The organism is Stenotrophomonas acidaminiphila (assembly GCF_001431595.1).
In the GTDB taxonomy this organism is placed as follows: Bacteria; Pseudomonadota; Gammaproteobacteria; order Xanthomonadales; family Xanthomonadaceae; genus Stenotrophomonas; species Stenotrophomonas acidaminiphila.
On sequence record NZ_LDJO01000008.1, the window covers coordinates 14,722 to 32,811 of the forward strand.

Here is an 18,090-nt window from a genome sequence, read left to right on the forward strand (position 1 = left end):
CGCCGGCCGGCCCTCCTGCGGCCGATGGCGGCACAATGGGGCGGCCGAAGACCGAGCAACCGTGAACGCACCCTTCGATGCCCTGATGGCGCGCATCCGCGCCTGCCGCCTGTGCGAGAGCCGGCTTCCGCTGGGTTGCCGCCCGGTGCTGCAGGCATCGCCGCGCGCGCGCCTGCTGATCGTCAGCCAGGCGCCCGGGCGCCGGGTGCACGAGACCGGCATCCCCTTCGACGACCCCAGCGGCGAACGCCTGCGCGGCTGGCTGGGGATCGACAGTGCGGTGTTCCATGACGCCGCCCGGGTCGCCATCGTGCCGATGGGCTTCTGCTTCCCGGGCACCGGCCGCAACGGTGACCTGCCGCCGCGCCCGGAATGCGCCCCCACCTGGCATCCACGGCTGCTGCCACGACTGGAACGGCTGCGGCTGACGCTGGCGATCGGCCAGTACGCGCAGGCCGGCCTGCTCGGCGAACAGCGCGGGCGCACGCTCACCGAAACCGTGCAGGCGTGGCGGCAGCACCTGCAGCGTGGCGTGCTGCCGCTGCCCCACCCCAGCCCGCGCAACCGGCTGTGGCTCGCCCGCAACCCGTGGTTCGAGCGCGACCTGCTGCCGGTACTGCGTGCGCGGGTGGCGGACGCGCTGGCCGGCTGAGCCGGCGGCACGCCGCGACTCCCGGGCTGGCCAGCACCGGACGATGCAGAAGCCGAACGTCGCGGCCGTCCGGTCCGTTGCCCGCGCCCGGATGCGGGATCCGGCCCCGCAGCGACTACCATGCACGCCCACCCCACCCAGCGGCCGCCATGTCCACGCCTCCCTCCTTCCTCGACGACAACCAGATCGAACGGCTGTCCAGCCTGCTTGAGCAGCGCGCGGTGCCGTTCAAGGGCCTCAACCTCGAAGCGCTGGACGGCTTCCTCTCGGCGCTGGTGGTTGCGCCGGTACCTGCGCCGCCCGGCCAATGGCAGCCGCAGGTCTGGGGCGGCCAGCCGCCGCGCTGGAATGACGAGGACGAAGCCCTCCAGGTCCAGAACCTGCTGATGGGCCACTGGAACATGTGCGCCGCGCGTGCGCGGTTCGAAGGCGAAGACCTGCCCGACCACCTCGCCCCGCTGATGTGGCTGCCTGAAGACCCGGAGCAGGCCGAGGAAGCCCTGGACGAGTCCGAGCTCGATGTCGGCCGGGACTGGGCGATGGGCTTCTTCACCGCGGTCATGCTGCATGAAGCGGAGTGGGACACGTGGCTGGACGAACACGCATGGATCGAGGAGATCTTCGACCTGCTCGACCAGCTGGCCAGCGGCGAACGGATCGATCCGGAGAACCCCGAGGCTCCGCCGGCCAAGGTCAGCTATCGCGAACGCCTGGATATCTGCATGGAGCTGCCGGCGATGCTGGCCGACCTCAACCACCACCGCGTGGATGCCCTGACCCCGCGCGTGCCGATCCGCCGCGACGCCGAACCCGGCCGCAACGACGACTGCCCCTGCGGCAGCGGGAAGAAATACAAGAAATGCTGCGGGCTGAACTGAGCCGGCCGGGCAAGCCTGCCCAGCCCGGCGATGCCGGGCAACGGAGCCACGGCCAGCCCGAACCCGGGACACCGGGCCGGGGATGCACCCCCGGCCTCTGCGACCGGACACAGGTCCCGGGATCGCGCCACGCGCTCCCGCCCCGCTAGAAACCGTGCGGGGCAAGCCCCGCCCCCGCCAGGCACCTGATCGGCAGCGGCGTGCGAGGCGGGGCTGTCACGCAAAACACCCGCAAGTGCGGCTTGCGGGCGTTTCAGGGGCTCACGCCCGTACCGGTCGGGCGGGCCATTGCGGCAGCGCAGCCGCTGGCTTACCAGACCACCTCGGCCATGGTGCAGTTCAGGCCCGAGCCGATGCCCATCAGCGCCACGCGGTCGCCCTTCTTGAGCTTGCCCAGCTGGCGCAGCTTGCTCAGCACGATCGGCACCGACGCCGGGCCGACGTTGCCGTGCTCGCCGAAGATGGTCATCACCTTCTTCGGGTCGATGCCGAACGCCTTGATGAAGGCGTTGGTATGCGGCTGGCTGACCTGGTGGATGACGAACTGGTCGATCTCGTCCACCGCCCAGCCCAGCGCCTGGCGGGTGGCCTCGAAGGTCTTGGAGGCCAGCTTGATGCCTTCGATCAGCAGCAGGCGGGTATCGGTGACCATGCGGTCCAGGTTGCCCACGCACAGCTTGTTCCACTGGTTGGCCGCGCGGGTCACGCCGCCCTTGTAGCGCGGCGCGTCGGGCACCAGCTCGGCGCGGGCCAGGACCATGGCGGCGGCGCCCGAACCGGTGGTCAGCGCGGCGAACTCGTCGCGCAGCTGCTGCGCGGTGACGTCCGGCGCGCTCATCCGCTCCAGGGTCTTTTCATAGACCAGGTTGGAGCTTTCGCCGTCGACGATCAGCGCATAGTCGATGTCGCCGCGCTCGATCATGCGCGCGGCCACGTCCATGCCGTTGATGAAGGCCAGGCAGGCGTTGGCGATGTCGAAGGTGACGCAGTCCTCGCCGATGCCCAGGTTGCCCGAGACGATGGAGGCGGTGGACGGCTCCAGGTAATCGCGGCTGACCGAGGTGTTGACCAGCAGGCCGATGCGGTCGGGCGACACGCCCGCGTCCTCGAGCGCCTTGCGCCCGGCCATGGTGGCCGCGTCGGACGCCTGCGTACCCGGGTCCCACAGGCGGCGCGCATGGATGCCGGCGACATCGCCCAGCATGTCCGCACGGATGCCCAGACGGTCCAGCGTCGGCTGCAGACGCTCGTTGATTTCCTTGGAGGTCAGGGTATGCGGCGCGTCGACATGCGCCAGTCCCGCGATGGAGACATTCTGGAAGGGCATCGGAAGGCGCCAGGACTCAGGCGAAGGGGGCGCCATTCTAGCGGCTGCCCGTGTTTGACGCATCTTTAACGGTTTGCGGCCGCTGCGTATGGGGACCGGGTGTGCAGGCCAGCGGCCGGATGCCCCGCGCCAGGCACGTTTTACGGTGGGCAGCGCCCGCGTGTCGGCGTTACCCCACCCGCCCGGGCGCCGGCGTCACAGCTCCGCGCGCGGCGCGTCAGCGGCACTGCCAGGCGCTGTAGCGCTGGCTGCCATCGGCCGGCGCGGCCAGGGCCTGGATGGCATTGGCGCCGGCACTGGGCGCTTCGTTGCGCGCCAGGGTTTCCAGTTCTTCCTGCACCCGCAGCGGATTGCGGTTGTAGAAACCGACCTTGCTCTTGACCGAGACCACGATCTCGCCCTTGGCCACGCAGCCCGGCGCCACCGGGCCGGCCGGCAGCACGCGCACCGCCTTGCCACCGCTCTCGATCGGCACCCAGGTGCAGGCGGCCGTGCTGGCAATCAGGGCGGTAAGGATCAGAGCGCGCATGGACAGGTCCTTGTTGGAATCGGAACGGATTGTGCCGGGTGTGGATGAATCGGTGATGATCCGCGGCCCGCTCCCGGGGGAGCGGGCCGCGACGGTACTACATCACTTGGCGGCCGGCACCGGGTTGCCGTCGCTGTCGACCACGACCACTTCGCCCAGGCCCAGCGCACGCACCGGCGCCTCGGTCTGCTTGAGGTCGCCCACCACCACCCAGGTCAGCCTTGCCGGGTCCAGCGTCCTGGCCGCTTCGGCCACCTGGGCCGGGGTCATCGCCTCGATCTCGGCCTTGCGCTTGAACACGTAGTCGTCCGGGCGCTGGTAGCGCACGATGCCGCCGATGGTGTTCATCACCGCCGAGGCGGTCTCGTAGGCGCCCGGCAGGCTCAGCGTCTGGATGTTGCGGATGCGGGTGACTTCGTCCGTCGTCGGCGGCCGCTGGCCACTGGCGAACTGGCTGATCTCTGCCTGCATTTCCTTCATCGCGTCGCTGGTCTTGTCGATCTGCACCGGCGCCACCGCCATCCACGGCCGCTGCCCCAGCGCACCGCTGGCGCTGGAACGGGCACCGTAGGACCAGTGCTTGTCCTCGCGCAGGTTCATGTTCAGGCGCGAGGTGAAGTCACCGCCCAGCACGCCATTGGCGATGTCGAAGCGGGTCGCCCCCGCGTCCATGGTGGAAGGCACGACCTGGCCGGCGAACAGGTTGGCCTGCACCGCGCCGGGCTGGTCGATCAGGTACACGCGGGCCTTGTCCGGGCGCGCGACCGCCGACGGTGCGCCCACCGCGGGTGCCGCGCCCTCGCCCTTCCAGTCGCCGAGCTGGCGGTCCAGCAGCGGCACGATCTCCTTCAGCGTGGTGTCGCCGACCACGATCAGGGTCGCGTTCTCCGGGCGCACCCAGTCCTTGTGGAAGGACAGCAGGTCGTCGCGGCCCAGCGCCTGGATCGCCGCCTCGTCGCCGCTGCCGGTGAACGGGATGGCGTACGGGTGGCCCTTGCCGTACAGCAGCGGCGGCAGCACGCGCATCGCCACCGCGTTCGGGTTGACCTTCTCCTGCTTGATGCCCGCGATCCAGGTGGCCTTGATGCGGTCGATCTCGCCCTGGTCGAAGCGCGGCGCGCGCAGTGCGTCGGCATACAGCGCCAGCGACGGCGCCAGGTTCTCCTTCAGCGCCGACAGGTAGACATTGGCGCCGTCGAGCGAGGCGCCGGCGGCGATGCGTGCGCCCAGCGCGTCGGCGGCATCGGCGAAGGCCAGCGAGCCGAGCTTGCCTGCGCCCTCGTCGAGCATGCCCATGGTGAAGTTGGCGGTACCCGGCTTGCGGCCCTGGTCGGCGGTGAAGCCGCCCTGGAACTCGTAGCTGAACTGCACCACCGGGATGTCATGGCGCTCGGCCAGCACCACCCGCGTGCCGTTCTTCAGCGTGGCGCGCTGCAGCTGCGGGAACTTCAGCTCCGGGAAGGTCGCGGTCTGCGGCACGCCGGCGCTGCGGTCCACCTGCGAGGGCAGCACACGGTACCTGGCGTCGACCGCCGGCACGTTGAACGGCGCGGGCTTGCCGGACGGCAGCTCGGCCAGCGCCACGCGCTCGCCCGGCTCCACCACCAGGGTGTGGTCGCCCACGCCCAGCCACTTGGCGCCGACCGCCTTGACGTCGGCGACGCTGGCGTCGCGGATGTTGGACAGCGAGGTGCGGAAGCAGCCCGGGTCGCCCTCGTACACGGCGCATTCGGCCAGCGCATCGGCCTTGCCGCCGAAGCCACCGATGCGCTCGATGCCGCGGATGAAGCCGGCGCGGAACGCGGTCTTGGCGCGTGCCAGCTCCTCCGCGCTGGGGCCTTCGGCCACCAGCCGCTTCAGCTCTTCATCGATGACCGCCTCGACCTTGGCAGGGTCCACGCCCTGCTTGACCGTGGCCATGATGATGAAGTTGGAACCCAGCTGCGACGGGCCGACCATGGTGCCGATGTTGTCCACCAGCTTGTCCTGGTGCAGCAGCCGCTGGTCCAGGCGCGAGGACTTGGCACCGCCCAGCACCTGCGCGAACAACTGCAGCTGGTCGATGTCGGTGGTGCCGACCTGGGCCACGTTCCAGGCACGGTAGATGCGCGCCTGCGGCACCTTGTCGGTCATCACCTCGCGGGTGGAGGCGGCGCGCTGGGCGACGTCCACCTTCGGCTGGGCCATGGTCGGGCCGGCCGGGATGTCGCCGAAGTAGCGGGCGACCTTTTCCTTGGCGGTGGCCACGTCGATGTCGCCGGCCAGCACCAGCACCGCGTTGTTCGGGCCGTACCAGGTGCGGAACCAGGTCTTGACGTCTTCCAGCGAGGCGGCGTTGAGGTCGTTCATCGAGCCGATCACGCCGTGGTGATACGGATGCCCGGCCGGGTACAGCGCGCGGGTCAGCTTGTCCCACACCTGGCCATAGGGCTGGTTCTCGCCCTGGCGCTTCTCGTTCTGCACCACGCCGCGCTGTTCGTCGAGCGCGGCCTGGTCGATCGCACCGAGCAGGTGGCCCATGCGGTCCGATTCCATCCACAGCGCCATGTCCAGCGCGGTGGTGGGCACGTTCTGGAAGTAATTGGTGCGGTCGGTGTTGGTAGTGCCGTTCTGGTCGGTGGCGCCGACCTGCTTGAACGGCTCGAAGAACTCGCCGCTGTGGTTCTCGCTGCCCTGGAACATTAGGTGCTCGAACAGGTGGGCGAAGCCGGTGCGCCCGGACGGCTCGTCCTTGGCACCGACGTGGTACCAGATGTTGACCGCCACGATCGGCGCCTTGCGGTCGGTGTGCACCACCACGCGCAGGCCGTTGGGCAGGGTGAATTCCTCGAACGGAATGTCCACCGAGGTGGCCGCGGCCGGGGCCTTGGCAGCGGCAGGCAGTGGCATGCCGGCGAACCCGCCCAGGGCGAGGCCCAGCGCGGTGGCGAGAAGGGCGGTCCGGGGAGTTGCTGCGTTCATCCCACTTTCCTTGAGCAATGAATGTGAAAACCGATCCTAACCGGGCGTGCCGGCCAGCCGCATACGCCATGGGTCATGGGTGGCAGGGCACGCGTGCGGTCCGTTGACGGGTGACCTGCACACCACCGCGCTACCTGGCGGGCGGTGAACCGCCCTGCGTCCACCAGTGCATGGATGTCCGCGGACGGCGGCCACAGGCCGCAGCGTCCGGACAGCGGACACTCAAGAATCAAAAATATCCTTTTAAATCAATGCAATGGATTTGGCACGCATTCTGCTTCCTGGATACCCGCAGCAGACCAGGATCCAACGAAACATGACTGGATGCTGAACAAATCAAAGAAATGCAAAGAATCCCTTGCATCCTGAGATTTGGTGTACTACCTTACTACCACACCACCGCTCACACACACCAAACAGGCCCGCCATGAACACCAAGTCCTTCGCCATCGCCATCGCCCTCGTCGCCGGCTTCTCCGCCTCCGCGCATGCGTCCAACATCGTCACTCTGGAAACCGTGCAGGTGCGTCCGTCCGCGGACCAGCTGGTCCAGGCCGAACGCGAGCGCTCCAGCACCATCCCGACCCTGTCGTCGGTCCAGGTGCGCCCGACCGCCGGCCAGATCGTCGAACTCGCTGCCGAGCAGGCCGCCGCCCAGCTGGCCACCCATACGCCGGTGGCCATCGGCGCCAGCATCGGCCAGTGGATGGTCTCGCTGCCGGCCATCACCGTTCGTCCCGATGCCCAGCAGGTCAAGGCGCTGGCCACCGAGCTGGCCACCGATACCCTGGGCCAGGTCGCCAACGGGATGGTCGCCAAGTGAGTCGTCGCAACCATCCGGACCTGTCCGTGCCGCAGCCATGCCGGGCACGTGCCATCCCTTCGCCCGCAGCAGGCTGCAGCGGCGCGGGCAGGTCCTAGCCGGACACCCACGGCGTAAACTGCGCCGATGACCGCGCCTCCCGTTTTCCATGTACTGCTGTACCAGCCCGAGATCCCGCCCAACACCGGCAACGTGATCCGGCTCTGCGCCAACACCGGCGCCCGGCTCCACCTGATCGAACCGCTCGGCTTCGACCTCAGCGACAGGCAGCTCAAGCGGGCCGGCCTGGACTATCACGAATACGCGCGCATGCAGGTCCATCCGGACCTGGACACCGCGCTGGCGCGCATCGCGCCCAGCCGCCTGTTCGCCATGAGCACCCGCGCCAGCGTGCGCTACGACAGCGTGCGCTTTGCCGACGGCGACGCCTTCCTGTTCGGCCCGGAAACGCGCGGCCTGCCGCAGGAACTGCTCGACGCCCTGCCCGCCGGCCATCGCCTGCGCCTGCCGATGCAGCCGGACAACCGCAGCCTCAATCTGTCCAACTCGGTCGCCGTGGTGGTGTTCGAAGCCTGGCGCCAGCATGGCTTTGTCGGCGGCCAGTAAAAAGGCGACCAGGACATGCAAAGCGGCTGCGCCGGCCCGGTATGCTTGAGGGTTCCGCATACCCATGCGCCAATCAATGGAAGGACAATGCAGCGCATCGCAATCGCCGCCGGGCTGATCGGTTTCATGGCCATCGGCCAACTCCACGCCTCGACCACCCCGGTCATCGACACCACCCGGCCGACTGCTCCGCAGATCGAGCGCATCCAGGCCGAACTGGCCGGGCACAAGACCTACAGCGAATTGAAACCGGCCGACCACGCGCAGGTGGTGAATGCGCTGTCGCGGATCCAGGAAAAGCTGGGCAGCGAGGGCGTCCTGTCCGGCCTGCATCCGGCTGCGCAGGTGGACGTGGTCAACGACCAGGAACTGATCAACACCCTGCTTGCCAAGGCCAGGGCCGACAGCCGCCTGGTGTGCCGGAGGGAAACCCTCGTTGGCACCAATCGCCCGCAGACCATCTGCATGACGGTCGCCGAACGCGCCGCGGCACGCGAGCGCAGCATGGATACGATGCGCAAGACCGGCATCAGCCGGCCGGAAATAATTCCCTGATCCTGCGGGGCGGCGGGCTCACGCGCCGCCGACCACGCCCGCCGCCTGCAACTCCCGCAGGCGGTCGGCATCCAGCGACAGCACCTGTTCCAGCACCTGCGCGGTGTGCTGACCCAGCAACGGCGCGGCGTGCCGGTACTGCAGCGGCGTGGCCGAGAACCGCAGTGGATTGCGTACCGCCGGCACCGTATCGCCGCTGGCGTGCGGCAGGTCGATGCGCAATCCGCGCGCGCGCACCTGCGGATCGTCGAACACCTGGTCGATGCGGTTGACCGGGCTGGCCGGTACCAGCGCCCGTTCCAGCCGCTGCAGCCATTCGGCGACCGTGCGCGTGCGCAGCCGCTGCTGCAGCAGCGACACCAGTTCGGCACGGTGCGCCACCCGGCAATTGTTGGTCGCATAGCGGGCATCGGCCGCCAGCCACGGCTCGTCGATCACCTCGCACAGGCGCGCGAACTGCGCGTCGTTGCCGACCGCCAGCATGAAATGGCCATCGGCCGCGGGCATCACCTGGTAGGGCACGATGTTCGGATGCGCGGTGCCCTGGCGGCCCGGCACCTGGCCGCCGACCAGCCAGTTGGAGGCCTGGTTGGCCAGCCAGGCCACCTGCGTGTCCAGCAGGGCCAGGTCGATCTGCTGGCCCTGGCCGGTGCGTTCGGCATGGCGCAGCGCCGCCAGGATCGCGGTGGCCGCGTACATGCCGGTCATCAGGTCGGTCGCCGCAACGCCCACTTTCTGCGGGCCACCACCGGGCGCGCCGTCGGGTTCGCCGGTCACGCTCATCAACCCGCCGATGGCCTGGATGGCGGCGTCGTAGCCGGCGCGCCGCGCGTAGGGTCCATCCTGGCCGTAACCGGTGATCGAGCAGTACACCAGCGCCGGGTTGAGCGCACGCAGGCTGGGGTAATCCAGCCCGTACTTCGCCAGCCCGCCGACCTTGTAGTTTTCCACCAGCACCTGGCAGTGCGCGGCCAGCGCGCGGATCAGCGCCTGCCCTTGCGGCAGGGTGAAGTCGATGGCGACCGAGCGCTTGCCGCGGTTGGCGCACAGGTAGTACGCCGACTCGGCAGTGTCGGTGCCGTCGGCGTCCTTGAGGAACGGCGGCCCCCAGCCGCGGGTGTCGTCGCCCGCCCCCGGACGCTCTACCTTGATCACGTCGGCGCCGAAATCGGCCAGCACCTGGGTGGCCCACGGCCCGGCCAGGATGCGCGACAGGTCAAGTACGCGCACGCCGTCGAGCAGGTTCATCGTGGTGTTCCCCCTTGCGCCCCGGAAGCGCGGCTTCCGGGGCGTCCCGCGCTCATGTCGATCGCACTCAGAACGCGTTGATGCCGGTCAGTTCGCGGCCGACCACCAGCTGGTGCACGGTCTCGGTGCCTTCATAGGTGATCACCGACTCCAGGTTCAGCGCGTGGCGGATGGCGGAGTGCTCGGTGGTGATGCCGGCACCCCCCAGCAGGTCGCGGCATTCGCGGGCGATGTCGATGGCCAGGCGGCAATTGTTCCACTTGGCCAGCGACACCTGCTGCGGCTGCATTTCCCCGGCGTCCTTCAGGCGACCCAGCTGCAGCACCAGCAGCTGGCCGGCGGTGATGCGGCGGGCCATGTCGGCCATCTTGATCTGCGCGCTCTGGGTCGCCGCGACCGGGCGACCGAACAGGATGCGCTCCTTGGTGTAGGCCAGCACTTCGTCCAGGCAGGCGATGGCCGCGCCGATCGGGCCCCAGGTGATGCCGTAGCGGGCCTGGGTCAGGCAGCCCAGCGGACCCTTCAGCCCCTTGACGTTGGGCAGCCGGTTGGCGTCGGGCACGCGCACGTTGTCGAAGAACAGCGCGCCGGTCACCGAGGCGCGCAGGCTCATCTTGTGCTTGATCTCCTGCGCGGTGAAGCCCGGGGTGCCCTTCTCGATCACGAAGCCCTGCACGCCCTCGTCGGTGTTGGCCCAGACGATGGCGATGTCGGCCACCGAGCCGTTGGTGATCCACATCTTGGAGCCGTTGATGACCCAGTCACCGCCGTCCTTGACCGCGCGGGTCTTCATGCTGGCCGGGTCCGAGCCGCCGTGCGCCTCGGTCAGGCCGAAGCAGCCGATGACCTTGCCGCGCGCCATGTCCGGCAGCCAGCGCATGCGCTGCTCTTCCGAGCCGTAGGCATAGATCGGGTACATGCACAGCGAGCTCTGCACCGAGACGAAGCTGCGCAGGCCCGAATCGCCGCGCTCCAGTTCCTGGCAGATCAGGCCGTAGCTGACGCCATTGAGGCCGGCACCGCCGTACTGCTCCGGCAGGGTGCTGCCCAGCAGACCCATGTCGGCGATCTCGGGGATCAGCTCGTCGGGGAAGCGGCCCTGGTCGAAACAGTCGCCGATGATCGGCAGTACGCGTTCGTCGGTGAAGCGGGCAACGGAGTCCTGCACGGCGCGCTCTTCCTCGCTCAGCAGCGAACGCACATCGAACAGGTCGAAGGGGTTGAGGGTCTTCAAAGTCATTGCTGTCTCGGAAAGCTGCCATCACGGCCGGGAGGGTGGATGAATAAGGTAGTGCATCCGCGCCGGGAAAGTTGCTGCGGCCGCACCTTGACAGGCCGGCAGCGGGCCCGACCCTTGCCCCAGAGGCCCCCTGACCGGCGGTCGCGCCCCCCCGCAGCCGGGGGCGGCAGGCCCAACCAACGGAACAGGCACGGGACGCGGCCGACGCGGTATGGTGTCGCCCTTTCCGCCCTCCGAAGCCCGCCGATGCCCGCCAACCCGTCCGTCGCCGCCCCGGCTCCGCCGTCGCAGAAACTGGAACGCGCGCTCAAACCGCGCCAGCTGATCATGATGGGCCTGGGCAGCGCGATCGGCGCCGGCCTGTTCCTGGGCTCGGGCGTGGGCATCCACGCCGCCGGCCCGGCGGTACTGCTGTCCTACCTGGTCGCCGGCACCCTGGTGATCATCATGATGCATGCCATGGGCGAGATGGCCGCCGCACGCCCGGCCAGCGGCGCGTTCTCGGTCTACGCCGCCGATGCGCTGGGCGCCACCGCCGGCGCCACCATCGGCTGGCTGTGGTGGGTGCAGCTGGTGATCGTGATCGCGGCCGAGTCGGTCGGCGCGGCCGGCCTGCTGGCGACGCTGTGGCCACAGCTGTCGGTGCCGCTGACCTCGCTGGCGTTCATGGTGGTGTTCACCGTCATCAACCTGATGGGGGTTCGCAACTACGGCGAGTTCGAGTTCTGGTTCGCCATCCTCAAGGTCGCGGCGATCATCGCCTTCATCGCCGTCGGCATCGCGCTGCTGTGCGGGCTGCTGCCGGGCGTGCCCTCGCCGGGCCTGTCCAACCTGTTCGAGCATGGCGGCTTCGCGCCCAATGGCCTGGCCGGCGTCGGCGCGGCGCTGCTGGTGGTGGTGTTCGCCTTCGGCGGCACCGAGATCGTGGCGGTGGCCGCGGCCGAGACCCAGGACCCCGAACGCAGCCTGGCACGCGCGATCCGCACCGTGGCCTGGCGCATCCTGGTGTTCTACATCGGCTCGATCGGGGTGATCATCGCGGTGGTGCCGTGGACCAGCGAATCGCTGAAATCGCCGTTCGCGGCGGTGCTGCAGGTCGCCAACATCCCCGGCGCGGCCACCGCCATCACCCTGATCGCGGTGATCGCCCTGCTGTCGGCGCTCAACGCCAATCTCTACGGCGCCTCGCGCATGATCCACTCGCTGGCCGCGCGCGGCGAAGCGCCACGCGGGCTGGCGCGGATCAGCAGCCGCCAGGTACCGGTGCTGGCGGTGCTGGCCAGCGTGCTGTTCGGCTTCGCCGCCACCGTGCTGGAACTGCTGTATCCGGACCGTGTGCTGCCGGTGCTGCTGAACGTGGTCGGCTCGACCTGCCTGCTGGTGTGGACCATCACCCTGGTCTCGCAGCTGGTACTGCGCCGCCGCGCCGAACGCCTGGGCACGCCGTTGCCGTTCCGGATGGCCGGATTCCCCTACCTGACGGTGCTGGCGCTGGCGATCCTGGTGCTGATCTTCGCGCTGCTGCTGTCCGCACCCGAGACCCGCCTGCAGTTCCTGTCGATGGCCGCGCTGACCGCCGCCATCGCCGTGGTGAGCGGGATGGCGCGGCGCTTCCGGCGCGGCTGAGGACGCCCTCGCCGGCCATCCGCGGCCGGCCTGGCGACGGGCGTGTATCGGCGCACGGGTAGCGGCGGGCTCCGCGCATCCGGGGCCCCGCCAGGCCCACGCCCGATCCCGGGTCGAGGCCGGCAGCGCCGAGCCGATCCTGCGCCGGATCCGCCAGCATGTGCACACGGCCTGTCCCGCTGGCGCGACAGGCGACCCGGCGGGGGCGGCCGACCCTCCCGCTCAGCGCGCACGCCGCGCCCGGCGCGTAGCCGCGCGTTCAGCGCGCGCGGCACCGGCCAGGGCATTGGCCTGTACGCCCGGCCGCGCCAGGCCACGCAACGCACCGGGGGGTGGTGCGCCAGCCCTCAAGCGTGGCCCGCGGCCGCCGCTACCCATGCCGCCGGCAGCGCTTCACCAGGCCATCGGAGGCTGGTCCGGGGCACGCGCGGACAGCGGAAGCACGAAAGGCATTGACGCCGGCCCCGCCAACGATTCCACTTGCCCCCGAAAGTACGACACGACGCCCCCACGCAACGCCATGACCGACCTCGAAGACCTCATCCAGCGCGCCATCGACCCTTCATCCGTCAAGCTGGAAGGCACCCTCACCAATCCCCCTTCCTTCGGTGTCTACCTGGTGCAGGACACCGACAACGACAGCCAGCACTACCGGTTCGGCAGCCATCCCGTGCGCATGCAGGAACTGGAGGACAAGTTCGGCGGCTGCGAGCTGGAATACCTGTTCCTGTCGCGCGAAGATGCCGCGGCGGTGACCTCGGCGCTGAACAAGCGCGAGGAATGAGGCGCACCGTTCGCGGCGCCGCGCCGGTGCCGCCGGAGCGGCGCCCGCACGCGGCCGGCGACGTCAGCCGATCACCCGCCTGAACGGCGGCAGCGCGTCGATGATGCGCCTGCCGTATCGGCGGGTGAGCAGCCGCGAATCGAGAATGACGACGCGGCCGGTATCGGTGGAGGTGCGGATCAGGCGCCCGGCGAACTGGGTCAGCGTGCGCAGCGCATGCGGGATCGCGATCAGGTTGAAGGAATTCAGCCCGCGGCTCTCGAACCACTCGCTCAACGTCGAGGTCTGCGGATCGGTCGGCACCGCGAACGGCACCTGGGTGATGACCACCGTGGTGCAGGCCTCGCCCGGCAGGTCCAGGCCCTCGCCGAACGAATTGAGCCCGAACAGCACCGAGCCCTCGCCGGCGGCGGTACGGCGCAGGTGCTCGTCGATCATCTTCTGCTTGGCGCCCTCGCCCTGTACCAGCACCTTCCTGCGCTGCGTGGCCGGCATCAGTTCGGCCACCTTCTCCATCTTCCAGCGCGAAGTGAACAGCACGATGCTGCCCTTGTCCCAGTCCAGTTCGGCGGCCAGGTACTTCGCCACCTCCTTCGGGTGGCGCTCGCGGTCGTCGGGCGTCACCGGGAACGGCGGCACCACCAGCTGCGCCTGGTTGGGCAGGTCGAACGGCGAGGCCAGCGACACCATCTCCGCCTCTTCGGGGATGCCGTTGTCGATGGCCAGCGCCTGGAAGTCGCCGCCGCCGGTGAGCGTGGCCGAGGTCATCACCACCGAATCCACCTCGTCCCACAGCAGCTTGCGCAGCACCATCGCCGCCGACACCGGGGAGCAGTGCAGCACGTGCTCGCCGTCGCGGGTCAGGGTGATCCAGCGCGCCATCGGCGGCTGGCCTTCCTTGTCCTCGCGGCGCCAGCCGGCCCACAGGTCGTACTGCTGCTGGATCATCTCCAGCGCCATGCCCAGGCTGCGCTGCAGGCGCTCGTGGCCGGCATCCTCGGGCTTGCCCTTGGCCACCTGCGCGGCGGCGGCCGTGGCCCAGTTCAGCAGGGTGCGGGTCTCGTCGGCCAGTTCCTCGATCGGCTGCCGCCATGCCTCGGGCAGGCGGCCATTGGCGGCGCGCCACAGCGGCTCGCGTTCGTCCGGCGCCGGCGTCCACACCTGCGCGATGCCGTCGGCGAATGCCTTGAGCAGCTTGGCCACGCGCGCCGCGGCGTCGATGGCCTCGTTCGGCAGCAGGTTGCCGATCTTGTCCTTGTCCACCGCGCGATATGCACCGGCAATGATGATCTGCAGGCGCCCGGTGCGCCGCGCCATGTCGTCCAGCGGCAGGCTTGCCGCGCCCTGGTCGATGGCGACGTTGCCGATGTGGTGGCCTTCGTCCAGCACCAGCAGCATGTCGGCGGGCGCGGCGATCAGCGGCTGGCCGTTGTCGGATTCGCCGATGGACAGCGCCGACAGCAGCAGCGCGTGGTTGGTCACCACGATCTGCGCCTCGCGCACCTCGTTGCGCGCGCGCAGCACCGGGCACTGGGTGGAATAGGCGCAGCGGCGCCCGGCGCAGCCCGAGGCCGGGGTGGTGATGCGCGGGCGCAGGCCCGGCGTCACCGCTTCGGGCGCATTGTCCAGGTCGCCGTTCCAGCGGCCTTCGGTGAAGGCCCGCATCAGCTTGCCGGCCACGTCCATCTCGATCGGCGCCAGCGGCCGCTCGTAGAGCAGCACTTCGTCGCCGAACATGCTCTCCTGCGCGCCCTCGCCCTGCGCTTCGGCGGCATTGCGCGTGCACAGGTAGCGGGTGCGGCCCTTGGCCAGCGCCACCGTGGCCTGCAGGCCGGTGGCCTTGAGGAAATTGGGGATGTCGCGTTCGACCAGCTGCGACTGCAGCGCCACCGTGCCGGTGCTGATCACCAGTTTCTTCTTCGAGGCCAGCGCGATGGGCACGCCGGCGGTCAGGTAGCCCAGGCTCTTGCCGACCCCGGTCGGCGCCTCGACCACGCCCACGCCGCCGCTGGCCAGCGCGCGCGAGACCACCCCGATCATCTGGCTCTGCGAGCGCCGCGTGCTGAATCCGGGCGTGTTGGCCTGCAGCTTCGCGTAGGCGTCGCGGATGGCCGTCTTCACTTCCTCGGTCAACGCACGCGGCGCTTCCACTTTCTCCGTCACGCCGACCTGCCGCCTGCTCCGTTCATGGCCGGCATTTTCCCATACCGGCGCGCGGACGCCGACCCGCGCCGGTTCAGCCGGGCGCGGCGGCGTTCGCGCGCAGCGCCCGGGCCAGCGCCCAGGCCAGCAGCACGAAGCCGCCGGCTTCCAGCAGCGCCAACGCGAAGTGGCCGATGCCCAGGGCGGTATTGAGCGCGGCGATGCCATCGAAGTTGCCCGCCGCGATCAACAGCAGCGGCAACACCGCCAGCACCGCCCCGAACAGCGTCGTCGCCATCAGGATCGCCAGCGCCCACAGCGCGGCGCTGCGCGCCACCGCCTTCGGCGCCCCCAACAGCAGTACCAGCGCCACGCCCAGCGCGATCATCACCGGCAGGCGGTAGCCGACCGATACCAGCAGCGAGCTCAGCAGTTGCGCCTGGTCCATGCCGCTCAGTCCGCGGTGACCAGGGTGGCGGCGCGTTCGCGCAGCGCGGCGTAGACCGCGTCGGTTTCAGGACGCACGCCATGCCACTGCTGGAAGCTCTCGGCGGCCTGTTCGACCAGCATGCCGAGCCCGTCGAACTCATTGCGGCACCCGGCCGCGCGCGCCCAGGCCAGGAACGGGATCGCCGCCTCGCCGTAGTTCAGGTCCACCGCGGTGGTCAGGCTGTTGACCAGCGACAGCGGCAGGTTGAAAACCGCGCCGTCGCCGCGACCGGCGGAGGTGGCGTTGATGATCAGCTCGAAGTCGCCCTGCTCGCGCAGCGCGTCCCAATAGGCCGAGATGACGCGGCCCGGCTCGCTCATCGCATCGACCAGGGCGTCGGCACGCTCCGGGGTGCGGTTGGCCACCACCAGTTCGAGGATGCCGGCGTCGAGCAGCGCCGGGGCCACGCCGCGCGCGGCGCCACCGGCGCCGAGCAGCAGCACGCGGCGGCCGCGCAGGTCCAGCCCGTTGCGGCCGGTGAGGTCGCGCACCAGGCCGATGCCGTCGGTGTTGTCGCCATGCCAGCGCTCGCCCTTGCGCAGCAGGGTGTTGACCGCGCCGGCACGCTGCGCGCGCGAGGTGGTGGTGGCGCACAGCGCGAACGCCGCTTCCTTGTGCGGCAGGGTGACGTTGGCGCCCACCCCGCCATCGGCGGCGAAGGCGTCCAGCGCCGCGGCGAAATCCTGCGGCGTCGCGTCGACGGCGCGGTAATCGATCTCGATTCCCTGCGCCTTGGCGAAGGCGGCCTGGATGCGCGGCGACTGCGAATGGGCGATGGGGTGGCCAAAGACGGCGTAGCGGGCAACGCTCATGGTGATCCTCTGCATGACCTAGACTGGCGCGATCCCTGGCTTGCGGAACCTCCATGCGGACCCGATCGCTGCTGCTCGCGCTGTCCATGAGTCTACTCTTTGCACCGCGGGTGACGGCACTGGCGGAGTTCGGCATCGAAGGCATCGGCGTGGTATCCACCCGTGCCGACGAACTGCGCGCCACGCGCTCGGCCGATGGCCGGCGCCTGGTCTGGGCCAGCAACCGCGACGGCGGCGCCGGCGGCTGGGACCTGTGGCAGGCCACCTGGCAGGACGCGCGCTGGAGCGACCCGCGCCCGCTGCCGCTGGACACCGCGGCCGACGAGGTCGATCCGTTCCTGGATGCCGACGGTCGCTGGCTGTACTTCGCCTCCAACCGCAAGGGCGGCCATGGCGGCTTCGACCTGTACCGCGCGGCGCTGCGGGACGACGGCGGCTTCGGCCCTGTGCAGAACCTGGGCCCGGCCATCAATGGCGCCGACCACGAACGCTCGCCGGCCGTGCACGACCAGGACGGCAGCCTGCTGCTGGCCAGCGACCGCGCTGGCGGGGCCGGCGGCTGGGACCTGTGGCGCGCGCACCGTACCGGCGACGGCTTCGCCGCACCGCGGCCGATGACCGGCCTCAACCACGCCGGCGACGAATTCGACGGCGCCTGGCTGGCCGGCGGGCGCGCGGTGGTGTTCGCGCGCGGCAACGGCAACGGCGGCGCGCAGCTGCAGCTGTCGCATTGCCGCCATGGCCGCTGGAGTGCGGCGCAACCGCTGGCGCTGTCGTTCAACAGCGCCGAGGGCGATACCCGGGCGGCGCTGGTCGATGCCAGCACCCCGGGCGAACTGCTGGTCAGCGGCCATGCGCGCGCGCCGCGTGCCGGTGGCTTCGACCTGTACCGGATGCGCGCGCCGGCCAGCGACGGCAGCGGCGACTGCCGCTAGCGGGAGCCAACGCCCCGGCACCGCGCGTGCGACGTGCGGCGGTGAGGGCGGTCAAGGTCCATGCGGGGCGAGCCCCGCATCTACGGAGTGCATGGGTTGTGGCAGCAGGCCCCGTAGGTGCCGGGCTCGCCCGGCACGGGCTTCACCGGGACGGCCACATGCGGGGCGGACCCCGCATCTACGGTTGGGGGTCGTTACCGGGAGCCGGGTTGCCGGCCAGTACCTCGGCGCGCCGCCGCTCGTACTCGACTTCGCCGATCCGCCCGGCCTGCTGCAGGCCGGCCAGTTCGCGCAGCTGCGCCTCGACCTCCGGCGACGGCGGCGACTGCCGTTGCAGCCGCTGCGCGGCCGAGGGCAGTTCCGGCGGACGCCGCGCGGTGCGGACCGCGGCGGCGATCACCAGCCCGATCACCACCGCGAACGCGGTCACGCCGACCACCCACACCGCCCATTGCCAGGGCTGCATGCCGGGTGCGTCCATC

The 18,090-nt window shown here is 70.2% G+C and carries 17 protein-coding genes; 8 read left to right on the forward strand and 9 right to left on the reverse strand.

Annotated elements, in window-relative coordinates:
- Positions 1-61: 61 nt before the first annotated feature.
- Both ABB33_RS01785 and ABB33_RS01790 read left to right on the forward strand, forming a co-directional pair.
- The gene (locus tag ABB33_RS01785) at positions 62-652 is read left to right on the forward strand and encodes a uracil-DNA glycosylase family protein (protein WP_225546652.1); all 591 of its coding nucleotides are present in this window, start codon (positions 62-64) and stop codon (positions 650-652) included.
- 149 nt (positions 653-801) lie between these two features.
- Complete coding sequence (locus ABB33_RS01790; protein ID WP_054668219.1) at positions 802-1,530, forward strand: UPF0149 family protein; 729 nt, start codon at positions 802-804, stop codon at positions 1,528-1,530.
- A gap of 310 nt (positions 1,531-1,840) precedes the next feature.
- Here the strand turns inward: ABB33_RS01790 and ABB33_RS01795 are convergent, their stop codons facing one another.
- The 3 genes from ABB33_RS01795 to ABB33_RS01805 form a co-directional block, all read right to left on the reverse strand.
- Positions 1,841-2,857, reverse strand: coding sequence for a 3-oxoacyl-ACP synthase III (locus ABB33_RS01795; protein WP_054668221.1), 1,017 nt, complete (start codon positions 2,855-2,857; stop codon positions 1,841-1,843).
- Between the two features lie 217 nt (positions 2,858-3,074).
- A complete protein-coding gene (locus ABB33_RS01800) occupies positions 3,075-3,386 on the reverse strand; it encodes a DUF4156 domain-containing protein (protein ID WP_054668222.1) in 312 nt (103 codons plus the stop codon).
- Positions 3,387-3,488: 102 nt separating this feature from the next.
- Positions 3,489-6,347, reverse strand: coding sequence for a M16 family metallopeptidase (locus ABB33_RS01805; protein WP_056930929.1), 2,859 nt, complete (start codon positions 6,345-6,347; stop codon positions 3,489-3,491).
- 427 nt (positions 6,348-6,774) lie between these two features.
- Between ABB33_RS01805 and ABB33_RS01810 the strand changes: the two genes are divergently transcribed.
- The 3 genes from ABB33_RS01810 to ABB33_RS01820 all read left to right on the forward strand — a co-directional run bounded on the left by ABB33_RS01810 (position 6,775) and on the right by ABB33_RS01820 (position 8,331).
- Positions 6,775-7,170, forward strand: a complete 396-nt coding sequence (locus tag ABB33_RS01810; protein WP_056930930.1) for a hypothetical protein — start codon at positions 6,775-6,777, stop codon at positions 7,168-7,170.
- A gap of 126 nt (positions 7,171-7,296) precedes the next feature.
- Complete coding sequence (locus tag ABB33_RS01815) at positions 7,297-7,776, forward strand: tRNA (cytidine(34)-2'-O)-methyltransferase (RefSeq protein WP_054668229.1); 480 nt, start codon at positions 7,297-7,299, stop codon at positions 7,774-7,776.
- Between the two features lie 87 nt (positions 7,777-7,863).
- Positions 7,864-8,331 (forward strand): hypothetical protein, encoded by a 468-nt coding sequence (locus tag ABB33_RS01820; RefSeq protein WP_054668231.1) that lies wholly within the window; start codon positions 7,864-7,866, stop codon positions 8,329-8,331.
- Between the two features lie 18 nt (positions 8,332-8,349).
- Here the strand turns inward: ABB33_RS01820 and ABB33_RS01825 are convergent, their stop codons facing one another.
- Entirely contained in the window at positions 8,350-9,579 is a 1,230-nt protein-coding gene (locus tag ABB33_RS01825) for a CaiB/BaiF CoA transferase family protein (protein ID WP_056930931.1), read from the reverse strand.
- 67 nt (positions 9,580-9,646) lie between these two features.
- On the reverse strand, positions 9,647-10,819 hold the full coding sequence (locus ABB33_RS01830; RefSeq protein WP_054668236.1) for an acyl-CoA dehydrogenase family protein: 1,173 nt from the start codon (positions 10,817-10,819) through the stop codon (positions 9,647-9,649).
- 246 nt (positions 10,820-11,065) lie between these two features.
- Here ABB33_RS01830 and ABB33_RS01835 point away from each other — a divergent pair, with 246 nt between their 5' ends.
- Together ABB33_RS01835 and ABB33_RS01840 are read left to right on the forward strand one after the other, a co-directional pair.
- Positions 11,066-12,445 (forward strand): amino acid permease, encoded by a 1,380-nt coding sequence (locus tag ABB33_RS01835; RefSeq protein WP_056930932.1) that lies wholly within the window; start codon positions 11,066-11,068, stop codon positions 12,443-12,445.
- Positions 12,446-12,965: 520 nt separating this feature from the next.
- A complete protein-coding gene (locus tag ABB33_RS01840) occupies positions 12,966-13,229 on the forward strand; it encodes a hypothetical protein (RefSeq protein ID WP_054668240.1) in 264 nt (87 codons plus the stop codon).
- 63 nt (positions 13,230-13,292) lie between these two features.
- On the opposite strand, the gene dinG is transcribed toward ABB33_RS01840, so the two are convergent.
- From dinG to aroE, 3 genes are all read right to left on the reverse strand, one after another.
- A complete protein-coding gene (dinG, locus tag ABB33_RS01845; RefSeq protein ID WP_056930933.1) occupies positions 13,293-15,392 on the reverse strand; it encodes an ATP-dependent DNA helicase DinG in 2,100 nt (699 codons plus the stop codon).
- 73 nt (positions 15,393-15,465) lie between these two features.
- Complete coding sequence (locus ABB33_RS01850; protein ID WP_056930934.1) at positions 15,466-15,819, reverse strand: hypothetical protein; 354 nt, start codon at positions 15,817-15,819, stop codon at positions 15,466-15,468.
- A gap of 5 nt (positions 15,820-15,824) precedes the next feature.
- Positions 15,825-16,673 (reverse strand): shikimate dehydrogenase, encoded by an 849-nt coding sequence (aroE, locus tag ABB33_RS01855; protein ID WP_056930935.1) that lies wholly within the window; start codon positions 16,671-16,673, stop codon positions 15,825-15,827.
- A gap of 53 nt (positions 16,674-16,726) precedes the next feature.
- Between aroE and ABB33_RS01860 the strand changes: the two genes are divergently transcribed.
- Positions 16,727-17,608: a TolB family protein gene (locus ABB33_RS01860; protein ID WP_056930936.1), complete on the forward strand. Its 882-nt coding sequence runs from the start codon at positions 16,727-16,729 to the stop codon at positions 17,606-17,608.
- 178 nt (positions 17,609-17,786) lie between these two features.
- On the opposite strand, the gene ABB33_RS01865 is transcribed toward ABB33_RS01860, so the two are convergent.
- Entirely contained in the window at positions 17,787-18,089 is a 303-nt protein-coding gene (locus ABB33_RS01865) for an SHOCT domain-containing protein (protein WP_225546653.1), read from the reverse strand.
- Between the last annotated feature and the right edge of the window lies 1 nt (position 18,090).